Origin of the sequence: Kitasatospora sp. NPDC092948, assembly GCF_044754805.1 — a bacterium.
GTDB lineage: Bacteria > Actinomycetota > Actinomycetes > Streptomycetales > Streptomycetaceae > Kitasatospora.
Genome location: NZ_JBIVPU010000003.1, coordinates 491,966 through 505,457 on the forward strand (window position 1 = coordinate 491,966; position 13,492 = coordinate 505,457).

The 13,492-nt window shown below is 74.6% G+C and carries 12 protein-coding genes; 6 read left to right on the plus strand and 6 right to left on the minus strand.

The window, feature by feature from the left end; genetic code table 11:
- Positions 1-128: 128 nt before the first annotated feature.
- The 3 genes from ACIQF6_RS11780 to ACIQF6_RS11790 all read right to left on the minus strand — a co-directional run bounded on the left by ACIQF6_RS11780 (position 129) and on the right by ACIQF6_RS11790 (position 4,395).
- A complete protein-coding gene (locus ACIQF6_RS11780) occupies positions 129-272 on the minus strand; it encodes a hypothetical protein (protein WP_167349416.1) in 144 nt (47 codons plus the stop codon).
- A gap of 662 nt (positions 273-934) precedes the next feature.
- Entirely contained in the window at positions 935-1,777 is an 843-nt protein-coding gene (locus tag ACIQF6_RS11785; RefSeq protein ID WP_400893243.1) for an alpha/beta fold hydrolase, read from the minus strand.
- Between the two features lie 212 nt (positions 1,778-1,989).
- Positions 1,990-4,395 carry a DEAD/DEAH box helicase gene (locus ACIQF6_RS11790; protein ID WP_400893246.1) on the minus strand — a complete coding sequence of 802 codons (2,406 nt, stop codon included), beginning with the start codon at positions 4,393-4,395 and terminating at the stop codon, positions 1,990-1,992.
- Positions 4,396-4,977: 582 nt separating this feature from the next.
- Here ACIQF6_RS11790 and ACIQF6_RS11795 point away from each other — a divergent pair.
- Positions 4,978-5,703 (plus strand): ferritin-like fold-containing protein, encoded by a 726-nt coding sequence (locus ACIQF6_RS11795; RefSeq protein WP_400893249.1) that lies wholly within the window; start codon positions 4,978-4,980, stop codon positions 5,701-5,703.
- A gap of 7 nt (positions 5,704-5,710) precedes the next feature.
- Here the strand turns inward: ACIQF6_RS11795 and ACIQF6_RS11800 are convergent, their stop codons facing one another.
- The 3 genes from ACIQF6_RS11800 to ACIQF6_RS11810 form a co-directional block, all read right to left on the minus strand.
- Positions 5,711-5,986 carry a hypothetical protein gene (locus tag ACIQF6_RS11800; protein ID WP_400893251.1) on the minus strand — a complete coding sequence of 92 codons (276 nt, stop codon included), beginning with the start codon at positions 5,984-5,986 and terminating at the stop codon, positions 5,711-5,713.
- 122 nt (positions 5,987-6,108) lie between these two features.
- A complete protein-coding gene (locus tag ACIQF6_RS11805; RefSeq protein WP_400893253.1) occupies positions 6,109-6,336 on the minus strand; it encodes a DUF3107 domain-containing protein in 228 nt (75 codons plus the stop codon).
- Between the two features lie 142 nt (positions 6,337-6,478).
- A complete protein-coding gene (locus tag ACIQF6_RS11810; protein ID WP_400893255.1) occupies positions 6,479-7,135 on the minus strand; it encodes a TetR/AcrR family transcriptional regulator in 657 nt (218 codons plus the stop codon).
- A 226-nt stretch (positions 7,136-7,361) separates the two neighbouring features.
- Between ACIQF6_RS11810 and ACIQF6_RS11815 the strand changes: the two genes are divergently transcribed.
- From ACIQF6_RS11815 to moeZ, 5 genes are all read left to right on the plus strand, one after another.
- Complete coding sequence (locus tag ACIQF6_RS11815) at positions 7,362-8,279, plus strand: alpha/beta fold hydrolase (protein WP_400893258.1); 918 nt, start codon at positions 7,362-7,364, stop codon at positions 8,277-8,279.
- Positions 8,280-8,547: 268 nt separating this feature from the next.
- The gene (locus ACIQF6_RS11820) at positions 8,548-10,074 is read left to right on the plus strand and encodes a DUF3492 domain-containing protein (RefSeq protein ID WP_400893260.1); all 1,527 of its coding nucleotides are present in this window, start codon (positions 8,548-8,550) and stop codon (positions 10,072-10,074) included.
- Positions 10,071-11,147 carry a hypothetical protein gene (locus ACIQF6_RS11825; protein ID WP_400893263.1) on the plus strand — a complete coding sequence of 359 codons (1,077 nt, stop codon included), beginning with the start codon at positions 10,071-10,073 and terminating at the stop codon, positions 11,145-11,147. The genes ACIQF6_RS11820 and ACIQF6_RS11825 overlap by 4 nt, the downstream gene beginning before the upstream one ends.
- Positions 11,144-12,088, plus strand: coding sequence for an NAD-dependent epimerase/dehydratase family protein (locus ACIQF6_RS11830; protein ID WP_400893266.1), 945 nt, complete (start codon positions 11,144-11,146; stop codon positions 12,086-12,088). Before ACIQF6_RS11825 ends, ACIQF6_RS11830 begins: the two co-directional genes overlap by 4 nt.
- A 161-nt stretch (positions 12,089-12,249) precedes the next feature.
- Positions 12,250-13,428: an adenylyltransferase/sulfurtransferase MoeZ gene (moeZ, locus tag ACIQF6_RS11835; RefSeq protein ID WP_400893269.1), complete on the plus strand. Its 1,179-nt coding sequence runs from the start codon at positions 12,250-12,252 to the stop codon at positions 13,426-13,428.
- Positions 13,429-13,492 lie beyond the last annotated feature (64 nt).

Here is a 13,492-nt window from a genome sequence, read left to right on the forward strand (position 1 = left end):
CGCCAAACCCCCGCAGGTCGCCGCCCCCGAACACACTGACGCCCCGTCGCCTCAGGGGTCTCCTGCGGTGACGGGGCGTCAGCCGGGTATCGGAACGTCGGACGGCTCGGCGGCTCGTCCGCGTCCGGTCACACGGCCTTGCACGGCCGGATGTACAGACGTTCGCCGGTTTGCGCGGCGGTCTTCAGGTACTCGGAGACGGTCGCCGCATCGGCGATCAGTCGGTCGGTCTCCGCTCCCGCGTGATCCAGACGGAGGATCTCGAAACGCATGGGCCTCTCCCTTCCCGTCCTCGGGCTCCGAGGCGGACTCGGCCGGCGGTAGGCCATCGCGCGATGGCCCGCCGGCACTGGCTGGGTCGGACGTCCGGCAGGTGCAGTCACCTGTCGCTCCCCCCACTCTCAAGCAGGACTTCTTCAGCGGCACTTACCTTGCGGCACTTCGGCGCGCGGCGACGATGCCCCGACGACTCACGATGCCGCGACGCTGCTGCCCGGCGGTTGCCCGCGGGCGCATCCGTCACTTCGACGGCCGGAGGAGGGTGCGGCCGTCGTGTGGTTCTGATTCCGGACTGAGTCAAATATTACCCGAGCTAACGATCCTTGTCGCGCGAAAACGGGAGCCGTCTTCTGATGGACGGTCAGGGGGCGTGCCGGTGGCCGGGGTTCGCCGGAAAAACGGTGCACCCGCCGCAGGTCGCGGACGGGCCGCCGGTCGGACGGGCGGGATCGGCGGCGCGGCGGGTGTGGTTGGCGTCACAGCCGGGCGGGATGCCGGGAAGTCACGGCAGTCCCTGGAACTCGGACGCCACGCGCGGCGCCCGCGACGCTGCGCGCACGCGAGGCCGGGGCGGCCGTCCGCCGCGCGCGCTGCCGGGCGGGCGGCCGCAGTGCCGGGCCCTCGACGGGGCCGAAGCCGTCGAGGGGGCAGGTCCTCAGGACCAGAACGCGGCCAGCTCCGACGCCGTCTCGATCGGGCGTTCCGCGTTCGGGGAGTGCTTCGCGCCGCGCACCGTGAGCCGGTAGGCGGACAGCCGGTCCGCCATCCGTGACTGCTCCTCGACCGGCCACGCGTAGTCCTGCTCGCCGGACAGCACCAGCTTCGGCAGCCGGACCGCCGCCAGCTCGTCCACCCGGTCCGGCGCCGAGACCAGGTGCGCGGCCGCCGCCTTCATGGCGTCCGGACGGTTCGCCAGCCAGCGGCGGTGCAGGAACTCCGCGATCTCCGGGTCCAGCGGCGGCACCCGCTCGCCCTCCATCTGCTGCTTCACCTGCCAGATCGACTCCAGGTCCATCGACTCCAGCGCGTCCAGCAGCAGCCTCGTCCGCGCCGCCTCCGCCGAATCGATCGTGGCCGGCCCCGTCGACATCAGGGTCAACGTCTCCCACAGCAGCTCGTCGGGCGCGGACAGGATCGCCTCCCGCACCACCTGACCGCCGAACGAGTGCCCCAACAGGTGCAGCGGCCCGCCCTCGGCCCTCAGCTCCGCGGAGAGCGCCCGGACGTCCGCCCCCAACGCCTGCACCGTGTACGCCTCCGGGTCGTCCGGGCCGCCCGACTCGTACTGGCCGCGCTGATCCACCGCGACCGTCCGGAACCCGGCCTCGGCCAGCGGCTCCAGCAGCGCGATGAAGTCCTCCTTGCTCCCGCCGAACCCCGGCACCAGGAGGGCCGTCCCCCGCACCGGACCCGACGGCTCCCCCCGCAACGCCGCCAACCCACCAAGCCGTACTGCCCGCGCACACCCCGGCAGCTTCAAGAACGGCGGCGTACTCATGTCTCCGTGCCCTCCGACCAGATCACCCGACAACCCGTGGCCACCCTACGCAGACACCGCCGCCCGCCGGCGGCAGGGCAGGGGAAACGCCGAGCGACCGGACGGACGACCGCCTGTGCACCCGGGCCGGCGGCGCGGAGCAGGCGGGAACGCCGACGGGGAGGGCGCGACCTGGTGGTGGTCGGGCCCTCCCCGTCGGGTGGGTGGTGCGGTTACTGCTCCACGGTCTTGCGGGTCCGGCGCGGGGCCGGGATCTCCTCGGCGGCGGCCTTCTTGGTGGCGCGCTTGCGGGGAGCGGGGGCGGCCTCGTCGGCGACGACCTCGGCGGCGGCGGCCTTCTTGGTGGCGCGCTTGCGGGGAGCCGGAGCGGCTTCCTCGGCGACGACCTCGGCGGCAGCGGCCTTCTTCGTCGCCCGCTTGCGCGGCGCGGGAGCGGCCTCGTCGGCGACGACCTCGGCAGCCGCGGCGGCCTTCTTCGTGGCGCGCTTGCGCGGAGCCGGGATCTCCTCCGCCGGGGTCTCGACGACGGCGGCGACGGCCTTCTTCGTGGCGCGCTTACGGGGAGCCGGAGCGGCTTCCTCGGCGACGACCTCGGCGGCAGCGGCCTTCTTCGTCGCCCGCTTGCGCGGCGCGGGAGCGGCCTCGTCGGCGACGACCTCGGCAGCCGCGGCCTTCTTGGTGGCGCGCTTGCGGGGAGCCGGAGCGGCTTCCTCGGCGACGACCTCGATAGCCGCAGCAGCCTTCTTGGCGGTCCGCTTGCGCGGCGCCGGAGCCTCGGCGGTCTCCACGGCCTCCACGGCGACCTCGACGGCCGGCGCGGCGGCGGCCTTGCGGGTGCGCTTGCGCGGGGCCTCGGTGACCGGCTCCACGACCGCCGGGGCGGCCGTCTCGACGACGATCTCGGCGACCGTCTCGACCGCCGGGGCGGCGGCCTTGCGGGTGCGCTTGCGCGGGGTGCGGGCGGCGGGGGCCTCGTCGGCGACCGGCTCGGCGGGGACGGTCTCGACGGCGACCTCGACGACCGGCGCGGCAGCCTTGCGGGTGCGCTTGCGCGGGGTACGGGCGGCCGGGGCCTCGTCGGCGACCGGCTCCACGACCGCCGGGGCGGTGTCGATCACGGGCGCCGGAGCGGTCTCGACCACGGAGGTCTCGACCACGGCCGGGGCGGCGGCAGCCGCGTTGCGGCGGTTGCGGTTACGGCGGCGCGAGCTGCGGCCCTCGCCGGGTGCGGCCGGAGCGGCGGCGGGCTGCTCGGTGGTCGGCAGCGCCGGCGTCGCGGTGCCGGTGGCGACGGAGCTGCCGCCGCGGGTGCGGCGACGCTCGCGGTTGCGGCGGGCCGGACGCTCGGCCGGAGCCGGGGTCTCGGGGGCGGCGGCGCCCCGTCCGCCGCGTCCGCCACTGCGGCCGGGGCGCTGGCCACGGCCGCCGGTCTCGCCGAGGTCCTCGACCTCTTCGGCGGCCAGGCCGGCCCGGGTGCGCTCGGAGCGGGGCAGGATGCCCTTGGTGCCGGGGGCGATGCGGAGCAGCTCGTACAGGTGCGGGGAGGTGGAGTAGGTCTCCTCCGGGTCGTTGAACGGCAGGTCCAGCGCCTTGTTGATGAGCTGCCAGCGCGGGATGTCGTCCCAGTCGACCAGGGTGACGGCGGTGCCGGAGGCGCCGGCCCGGCCGGTGCGGCCGATCCGGTGCAGGTAGGTCTTCTCGTCGTCGGTGCACTGGTAGTTGATGACGTGCGTGACGCCCTCGACGTCGATGCCGCGGGCGGCGACGTCGGTGCAGACCAGGACGTCGACCTTGCCGTTGCGGAAGGCGCGCAGCGCCTGCTCGCGGGCGCCCTGGCCGAGGTCGCCGTGGACCGCGCCGGCCGCGAAGCCGCGCTTGGTGAGCTGGTCGGCGACGTCGGCGGCGGTGCGCTTGGTGCGGCAGAAGATCATCGCCAGGCCGCGGCCGTCGGCCTGCAGGATCCGGGAGACCATCTCGACCTTGTCGAGCGAGTGGGCACGGAAGATGTGCTGCTCGATGTTGGCGACGGTGGTGCCGGTGTCGTCCGGCGCGGCGGCCCGGATGTGGGTGGGCTGGCTCATGTACCGGCGGGCCAGCGAGATGACCTGGCCGGGCATGGTGGCGGAGAAGAGCAGGGTCTGCCGCTTGGCCGGCAGCATGGTGATGATCTTCTCGACGTCGGGCAGGAAGCCGAGGTCGAGCATCTCGTCGGCCTCGTCCAGCACCAGCGCGCGGACCTGCGACAGGTCGAGCTTGCGCTGGCCGGCCAGGTCGAGCAGGCGGCCGGGGGTGCCGACGACGATGTCGACGCCCTTCTTCAGGGCCTCGACCTGCGGTTCGTAGGCGCGTCCGCCGTACACCGCGAGGACGCGGACGTTGCGGACCTTGCCGGCGGTCTGCAGGTCGTTGGTGACCTGGGTGCACAGCTCGCGGGTGGGCACCACGATGAGCGCCTGCGGGCTCTCGGTGAGCTGCTCGGCGGTGGCCCGGCCGGCGGCGACGTCGGCCTTGACCACGACGCGCTCGATCAGCGGGAGGCCGAAGCCCAGGGTCTTTCCGGTGCCGGTCTTGGCCTGGCCGATGACGTCGTGGCCGGTCAGCGCGACCGGCAGGGTCATTTCCTGGATCGGGAAGGGGTGGACGATGCCGACGGCCTCCAGGGCCTCGGCGGTCTCCGAAAGGATGCCGAGTTCTCGGAACGTCGTCTTGGTGGGTTCGCCGGTGGTGGACAGGGTGCTGCCTCTTCCATGTGGAGGGCCGAGTTCGAGCGCGTCCTGCCGTGCCCGCGCTGCCCGGTGAGGGGCGCGTCGGGCGGGCGGCGCGGGGGAGGGCGTCCCGGTTGACGGGGTCGTGCGGCCCGGCGCGTCGTGGCGCGGTCCGCGGCGGCCCTCGCTCGGCCTGATGCGGTGCCTGGGCCCGAGGCTCGGGCCAGGTCGGAGCCGATCGGCTCTCCGACCGGGCATCCGCGTACGTGAGCGCCGGATGCGGTGTCCCGGGCGGCGGAAACGCCGCCGGGCACGACTGCGCGGCCTGCCGATGAACGGACGGGCCGCGCGGGTTCACACCTGGCCTCGTTACCTACCATACAGTCAAGCGACGACTCGAACACGTGACGGCGAATACTCCGACCGGCCGCGCCGGGGTGGCGGGACGGCTGCGGGCGGTCGTCGCGGCCGCCGGGACCACTAAGGTCAGGTGCCATGGAGACTCAGGAACCCGGTGACGGGATCACCGACTCGATCGGGCCCTGGACGGCCCGGGCCGCCGACCCGCAGTACCGTGCGGCGGTGCTCGACCTGCTGGGCGCGCTCGCGTACGGCGAGCTGAGCGCCTTCGAGCGGCTGGCCGAGGACGCCAAGTTCGCGCCCGGCATCGCGGAGAAGGCCGCGCTGGCCCGGATGGCCTCCGCCGAGTTCCAGCACTACCAGCTGCTGCACGACCGGCTGGCCGAGGTGGGCGCCGACCCGGTCGCGGTGATGGAGCCGTTCGTCGAGCCGCTGGAGGCCTTCCACCGGATGACCGCCCCGTCCGACTGGCTGGAGGGCCTGGTCAAGGCGTACGTCGGCGACGCCATCGCGACCGACTTCTACCGCGAGGTGGCGGTCCGGCTGGACGACGACACCCGGGACCTGGTGCTGCGGGTGATGGCCGACACCGGGCACGCCGAGTTCGCGGTGGAGCGGGTGCGGCAGGCGATCGAGGAGGACCCGCGGGTCGGCGGCCGGCTCGCGCTGTGGGGACGGCGGCTGATGGGCGAGGCGCTCAGCCAGGCGCAGCGGGTGGTCGCCGAGCGCGACGCGCTGTCCAACCTGCTGGTCGGCGGTGCGCACGTGCGCGGCTTCGACCTGGTCGAGGTCGGCAAGATGTTCAACCGGATCACCGAGACCCACACCAAGCGGATGGCTGCGCTCGGCCTGGCGTCCTGATCCGCCGTCAGGCGTGGCGGTGGCGCCCGCGACGGCGGGGTGCGAGGTCCGGCCGGGCCGGCACCGAGACCAGCAGCGCCGCCACCACGACGGACATCGCCAGCTGCACCGCCGGGGCGTGACCGTCCAGCACGTAGTGGGTGAGCCGGCCGGCCAGCACGGCGGACACCAGGGCGGTGCCGACCGGCAGGGCGCGCGGCCCGGGGAACAGCCCGGGCCGGGCCAGCACGGCGCCGAACCCGACGGCGAGGCCGATCACGACGAACACGGTCGTCTCCCACACGGCTGCCTCCCGGGGCTGTACGGCGCTGCGGCACCCACCGCCTACCCGTTCGGACCGGCCGGTACGCACAGCACGGCGCCCCGTCCCCCCGGGTGGGGGAACGGGGCGCCGGTGACGCGCTGTCAGAGCGTGCCGAAGCCGACCTTGCGGACGGACGGCTCGCCGATCTCGACGTAGGCCAGGCGGTCCGCCGGAATGATCACCTTGCGGCCGTGCTCGTCGGACAGGGTGAGCAGCTTGGCGCTGCCGTCCAGGGCCTTGGCGACCGCGTCCGCGACCTCTTCGGCAGATTGCGCGCTCTCCAGGACGATCTCCCGGTTCGCGTTCTGCACGCCGATCTTGACCTCCACGGCTTCCGTCCCTCCGGTAGCTGGCCGCGCGCGCTCGAACCGCCATTTCGCGGGCGGCGCGCCGTACGGGCTTCACCTTAAGGCAGCGGAGCGGCTGGGAGGCGAAGGTCCCGGGTCGGTCCGCTCAGGGCCGAATCGGCGGTCACTCGCCGGCGGCGCCGGAGCCCTCCTGGACCGGGTGCATCGGGAAGCCCTTCAGGCCGCGCCAGGCCAGGCTGGCGACCAGCCGGACCGCCTCGTCGCGTGGGACCTCGGACTCCTGCGACAGCCAGTACCGGGCGGTGATCTGGGCCATGCCGCAGACGCCGACCGCGAGCAGCTTGGCCTCCGCCTCCGGCAGGTCGGTGTCCTCGGCGATCACCTTGGAGACCAGGGTGGCGCTCAGGTCGGTGGCCCGCTCGACCCGGTCGCGCACGGCCGGCTCGTTGGTCAGGTCCGACTCGAAGACCAGGCGGAACGCGCCGGACTTGCTGGAGACGTAGTGGAAGTACGCCTCCATGGTCGCGGCGACCCGCTGCTTGTTGTCGTTGGTCGCCTCGAGTGCCGCCCGGGTGCCGTCCACCAGGGCGTCGCAGTGCTTGTCCAGCAGTGCGAGGTAGAGCTCCAGCTTCCCCGGGAAGTGCTGGTACAGCACCGGCTTGCTGACGCCGGCCCGTTCGGCGATGTCGTCCATGGCGGCCGCGTGGTAGCCCTGGGCGACGAACACCTCCTGAGCGGCTCCGAGCAGTTGTTCACGGCGGGCGCTTCGCGGCAGGCGGGCACCGCGCGGACGCTCCTGCGCCTCCTGGATGGCCGTCACGGCGCTCCTCACTTCACGGTCTGCGATGGCTGGCAAGGTGTTGATTCTACTTTTCGGTAACCCGCGCGTGCGCGGATGAAGCCGAGTAAAGCGCACCACCGCCCTTGTCGGGAGCCCACAATACGGCCCGGACCAGGGGTGTCCACAGGTCGAGACCGACCCGGGACCGGGTCCGGACGGGCCGAATCGCACCGGTGGCGGGCCGTCCTCACTACCATCGTGCTCCATGAGCGCCGCCCAGCACCCTCTCGCCGCCCTGGAGCCGTACCGCACCGTCGAGGTGCCCGGCGCGGCCGTGGCCGTCAGCCGCCACTGCGAACCCCGCGAAGGACTGCCGCCGGCCCTGTTCGTGCACGGGCTCGGCGGCTCCGGCGACAACTGGCTGGAGCTGCTCGACCAGCTCTCCGACGACGTCGACGGCGAAGCGGTCGATCTGCCCGGGTTCGGCTGGTCCGCGCCGCCGCTGGACGGCAACCTGACCGTCTCCGGCCACGTCCGGGCCGTCATCGGCTATCTGGAGGAGACCGGCCGCGGACCGGTCCACCTGTTCGGCAACTCGCTCGGCGGCGCGGTGTCGGTCCGGCTCGCCGCGCTCCGGCCCGACCTGGTGCGCAGCCTCACCCTGATCTCCCCGGCGCTGCCCGAGCTGCCCCCGCAGCGCACCGCCTGGCCCACCGGGCTGCTGGCCGTCCCCGGCGTGGCCGAGCTGCTCCGCCGCCGCAACGCCGGCAGCTCCCCGGAGAACGCCACCGCCGAACTGCTGCGGCTGGTCTACGCCGACCCCGACGGCATCCCCGCGCACCGCCGGGCCCGCGCCGTCGCCGAGTACCGGCGCCGCACCGCGCTGCCGTACGCGCTCCAGGCGATGGCCGGGTCCGCCCGCGGCATCGTCAGCGCCTACACCGAGCGCGGCGAGCAGTCGCTGTGGCGGCAGGCCCGGCAGATCGAGGTGCCGGTGCTGCTGGTCTACGGCCTGAAGGACAAGCTGGTCTCCTACCGCTCCGCCCGGCGGGCCTGCGCCGCGTTCCGGGACGCCCGGCTGCTGGTGCTCCCCGAGTCCGGCCACGTGGCGATGCTGGAGCACCCCGAGCCGGTGGCCCGTGCGGTGCGCGAACTGCTCGCGGAGGCCGACGCCGCACGCTGACGCACCGGGCGCGAGCGCCGAGAACGCGACGGAGACGCACGAGGTCACGGCCGTTCACTCGATCAGGTGGCAAGCCGGGCCGGGCCTCCAGGGGCTCCGGCCCGGCGCTCTACCGTCGTGTTGTCGGACCGAACAGGTGTGGGGGGCGAGACGGCGAAGGCGGCGGACGCGGGGGAGCGGACACCGGCCGGACGGCCGTCGAGCACGGACGCACTCCCTGTGTCGTAGGGCCGGAACCCCGTCGAAACGCTCTTGCTCAGGAGGCGTCGTGCGCATAGCTCTGCTCACCGAGGGCAGCCACACCATCGCACAGCGTGGTGAAGGAGGCTGGTGCGGCCGCCTGGTCGACGGCCTGCCCGAGCACGAGTTCCGGCTCTACCGGCTGCTCCCCGCCGACCGGCCCGCCCCGCCCACCGGGGTGCGCGGCCTGCACGGCGTCCACGAACTGCCGATGTGGGGCCGCCGTCCGGCCGGGCGCGGGCCCACCGCCCTGCGCCGCCGCGGGTACGCCCGGGCGTACGAGGAGCTGGTGCGCGCCCTGGTGATGCCCGGCGAGCGGGCCGGGTTCGGGCCCGCGCTGTACCGGCTGGCCGCACTCGGGCGGGAGGACGACGCACTGCCCGCGTTCCTCGCCTCCGGGCACGCGCACCGCGTGCTGGAGCAGGTCTGGCGGCTGCCCGGCGCCGACACCGCCGCCGGGAAGCCGCTGGTCTGCGACGTGCTGGTCGCGGCCGACCTGCTGGAGCAGTGCCTGCGGCCGCTGTCCGCGCCCTGGTACGGCACCGGCCCGGCCGGGCTCGGCGGCGCCGACCTGTGCCACGTGGTCGGCGGCGGGCCGGCCGCGCTGCCCGCGCTGGTCGCCCGCGAACTGCACGGCGTCCCGTTCGTGGTCACCGAGCACGGCCTGCACCTGCGCGAGCAGTACCGCGGCTACCGCTCCGCCCCCTACCGCTGGCCGGTGCGCGCCCTGCTGCTGTCGTTCTTCCGGCAGCTCACCGAGGAGACCTACCGGCAGGCCGCCGTGCTCACCCCCGGCAGCGCCTACGACCGGCAGTGGCAGCAGCGGTGCGGCGGCGACCCGGCCCGCACCCGGATCGTCCACGAGGGCACCCCCGCCACCGGGCGGGCCGCCGCCGGGGCCGAACCCGTGGCGCCCACCCTGGTCTGGGCCGGCGCGCTGGAACCCGGCCGCGACCCCGAACTGATGCTGCACGCCTTCGCGCAGGTCCGCGCCGAACTGCCGGACGCCCGGCTCGCCATGTACGGCGAGGAGGGCGCGCCCGGCTACCGCGCGCACTGCGGGGCGATCGCCGAGCGGCTCGGCATCGCCGGGGCCGTCGAGTTCGCCGGCCGCCCGGAGAGCCTGGCCGCGGCCTGGGCGGCCGGCAGCGCCGTGGTGTTCAGCGCGCTCGCCCAGCGCAGCCCCCGGCTGCTCGCCGACGCCATGCTCAGCGGGCGCGCCGTGGTCGCCACCGAGGTCGGGGTGGCCCGCGAGGTGCTCGGCCCGGCCGGGCTGCTGGTGCCGCCGCGCAGCCCGCGCGCCCTCGCCGGGGCCTGCCTGGCGCTGCTGCGCGACCGCGACCGCCGCTCCCGGCTGGGACTGGCCGGTCGGCTGCGGGCGCAGGAACGCTTCGGCGTCGAGCCCGTGGTGGGCGCGTTCCGCGAGATCTACCTCGAACTGGTCTCCCGCTACCCGGCGTTCCCGGCCCGGCCCGGCGCCCCCGCCCGGCCGTTCGCCCGCCCCGCCGAGTACTGGGTGACGGCCGCCGCCCCCGAGCTCGCGGAGGCGGTGTGAGCCAGCCGCCGCCCGCCGACCCGGTCCGTGAGCTCCTCGACGCCCACCGCGAGCTGTGCGAGCACGCCGTCGACCCGCTGGAGATCGCCGCCGCCCTGGAGGACTCCGGCCTGGCCGCCGACGGCGCCGCCCGCTACCGGCACGCCGACGTCTTCGGCCTCGCCGAGGAGCTGTTCGCCCGGGTGCCGCGCCGCCCGCCCGACCCCGAACCGCCGCCGCCCGCCGCTGCCGCCGCGCGGCGGTCGCCCGCCGTCGCGCTGTTCGGCCCGCTCGTCCAACTGCTGCCGCTGCTGCCGGCCGCCGCCCTCGGCGGGACGGCCGGCGGGGCGCTGGCCGTGCTGGCGGGGGCGGGCGCGCACGCGCTGGCCGCCGCCGCGCCGGGCCCGCCGCCGGTGGCGGTCGTCGGGCGGCAGCCGGACGACGGGCTGCTGGGCGGTCCGCCGCCGGCCGGGCACGGGCCGTCCCGGTGGTGGCCCGGCCGGTGGGCCGCGCTCGGCGAGGGGGCCGGCAGCGGGCTGCTGTTCGCACTGGTCTGCGCGGCCGCCCCCGGTGCGGCGCTGGTGGTGGCGCTCGGCGCGGTGAGCGCCGGGTGGGGCGCGGCCCGGCTGTGCCGGTTCGGGCGGCGGCGGACGGCGGTCGCCACGCTGGGCGAGTTCCGCGCCCGGCTGCGACTCGCGCTGCCGCTGGCCGTGCTGGCACAGCTGGCGGTGCTCGCCGTGCTCGGCCGGGTGGTCGTCGGGGGCGGCGACGGCGCCGGGTGGGCCGCGCTGCTGGTGCTCGGCGTGCTGCCGCTGCCGGCCGGCGTGCTGCGCGGCGCGGGGCGTCCCGGCACCGCCGCGCTCGCGGTGCTGACCGCCGCGGCCGGTGCGGCGCTGCTGTCGCTGCCCGGCCCGGCGCACTGGCTCGGCGTGCCGCCGCCGGGCCCGCTGACGGCCGCCGCGCTCGGCCCGGCCGTCCTGCTGGTCGGGTACGCCTGGCCGCTGAGCACCAGGGCCGGCGCCTACTCGGATGTGTCGATCGGAACTCGTTGCCCGGCCGGTGCCGGGCCTGATGGAAGGACTTTGGCCCGATGAGGGTGCTGTTGCTGGGAGCCGACGGGTTCATCGGCCGGCGGGTCGCCGACCGGCTGCTGGCGGAGGAGGGGCTCCAGGTGACCGTGCTGGGCCGGGGCGATTCCGCCGACATCAGGTTCGATCTGGCCACGGGCAGTCCGGGCGCGCTGGCCCGGTTCCTGGACGCGGTCGCCCCGCAGGTGGTGATCAACTGCGCGGGGGCCACCTATGGGACGTCGCGGGCGCTGATCCGGGCGAACACGCTGGCGGTGGCGACGGTCTGCGAGGCGATCCGGCGCAGCCGGGAGCCGGCCCGGCTGGTGCACGTCGGGTCGGCCGCGGAGTACGGGCCGGGCCAGCCGGGCGGGCCGATCCCGGAGAGCGCGGAGCCGCGTCCGGTCGGGCCGTACGGGGTGTCGAAGCTGGCGGGCACCGAGCTGGTGCTGAGTTCGGGGCTGGACGCGCTGGTGCTGCGGGTGTTCGACGTGGTCGGCCCGGGCTCGCCGACGGCCTCGCTGTTCGGGCGGCTGGCGGAGGGCCTGCGGCGGGCGCTGGAGCAGGACGAGGCCCAGGTGCGGATGCCGGACCTGTCCGGCTACCGGGACTTCGTGGACGTCCGGGACGTGGCGCGGGCGATCCAGGCGGCGGCGGTGTCCGCGGCCACCGGCGTGATCAACATCGGCAGCGGCCACGCGGTGCGGGCCCGGGAGGCGGCGCACCTGCTGGTCCGGGCGTCCGGCTTCGAGGGGACGATCAGCGAGGACGCCCGCCAGGTGGTGCTGCCCGCCCAGCAGTCGGTCGCGGAGGGCACCCGGGCGGTCGAGCCGCGGGCCGCCGCCGAGCCGGTGCAGTGGCGGCAGGCGGACGTCCGGACCGCCCGTGACCGTCTCGGATGGCGGACACAGGTGCCGCTGGAGGAGTCGCTCGGGGACGTCTGGCTGGAGACCGCCTGCCGGGTGTGATCCGGTGGAGCCCGGCCTGACCAGGGGCTTCGGCACAGCGGGTGAGGTCTCGCCATCCGGCGTGGCGCATCTCACCAAGTGGACCTGCTGTCTTGGAATACCCCCGGCACGTGACACTGTTGGCGTAGTCGAACGAGAAACTGACGACCATCGGAGTCCCCGTGTCGCTGCCACCCCTGGTCGAGCCGGCCGCCGAGCTCACCGTCGAAGAGGTCCGCCGGTACTCCCGCCACCTGATCATCCCCGATGTGGGCATGGACGGGCAGAAGCGGCTCAAGAACGCCAAGGTGCTCTGTGTCGGCGCCGGCGGCCTCGGCTCGCCGGCCCTGATGTACATGGCCGCTGCCGGTGTCGGCACGCTCGGCATCGTCGAGTTCGACACCGTCGACGAGTCGAACCTGCAGCGCCAGATCATCCACGGCCAGTCCGACATCGGCCGCTCCAAGGCCGAGTCCGCGCGGGACTCCGTCAAGGAGATCAACCCGCTGGTGAACGTGGTGCTGCACGAGGAGCGCCTCGACAACGACAACGTGATGGAGATCTTCTCCGGCTACGACCTGATCGTCGACGGCACCGACAACTTCGCCACCCGGTACCTGGTGAACGACGCCGCGGTGCTGCTCGGCAAGCCGTACGTGTGGGGCTCCATCTACCGCTTCGACGGCCAGGCCAGCGTGTTCTGGGCCGAGCACGGCCCGTGCTACCGCTGCCTGTACCCGGAGGCCCCGCCGCCGGGCATGGTCCCGTCCTGCGCCGAGGGCGGCGTGCTCGGCGTGCTGTGCGCCTCGATCGGCTCGATCCAGGTCAACGAGGCGATCAAGCTGCTGGCCGGCATCGGCGAGCCGCTGGTCGGCCGACTGATGATCTACGACGCCCTGGAGATGCAGTACCGCTCGGTGAAGGTCCGCAAGGACCCGAACTGCGCGCTGTGCGGCGAGAACCCGACCGTCACCGAGCTGATCGACTACGAGTCGTTCTGCGGTGTCGTCTCGGAGGAGGCCTCGGCCGCCGCCGTCGGCTCCACGATCACCTCCAAGCAGCTCAAGGAGTGGATCGACAACGGCGAGGACATCGACATCATCGATGTCCGCGAGATCAACGAGTACGAGATCGTCAACATCCCGGGCGCCCGGCTGATCCCGAAGAACGAGTTCCTGATGGGCAACGCCCTGCAGGACCTGCCGCAGGACAAGCGGATCGTGCTGCACTGCAAGACCGGTGTCCGCTCGGCCGAGGTGCTGGCCGTGCTGAAGGCCGCGGGCTTCGCGGACGCGGTGCACCTGGGCGGCGGCGTGATCGGCTGGGTCAACCAGATCGAGCCGGAGAAGCCCGTCTACTGACCGTCTGCTGACGGAAGCTCAATGAACCGCCCGACCAGGGGAATTCCCCCGGTCGGGCGGTTTT

Bases quoted from the DNA above. Each gene is read 5' to 3' on its own strand.
- ACIQF6_RS11815 (WP_400893258.1), top strand. From the start codon at position 7,362: ATGAGCGCCGCCCAGCACCCTCTCGCCGCCCTGGAGCCGTACCGCACC.
- ACIQF6_RS11795 (WP_400893249.1), top strand. From the start codon at position 4,978: ATGGAGACTCAGGAACCCGGTGACGGGATCACCGACTCGATCGGGCCC.
- ACIQF6_RS11785 (WP_400893243.1), bottom strand. From the start codon at position 1,777: ATGAGTACGCCGCCGTTCTTGAAGCTGCCGGGGTGTGCGCGGGCAGTA.
- ACIQF6_RS11830 (WP_400893266.1), top strand. From the start codon at position 11,144: ATGAGGGTGCTGTTGCTGGGAGCCGACGGGTTCATCGGCCGGCGGGTC.
- ACIQF6_RS11790 (WP_400893246.1), bottom strand. From the start codon at position 4,395: ATGACCCTGCCGGTCGCGCTGACCGGCCACGACGTCATCGGCCAGGCC.
- ACIQF6_RS11780 (WP_167349416.1), bottom strand. From the start codon at position 272: ATGCGTTTCGAGATCCTCCGTCTGGATCACGCGGGAGCGGAGACCGAC.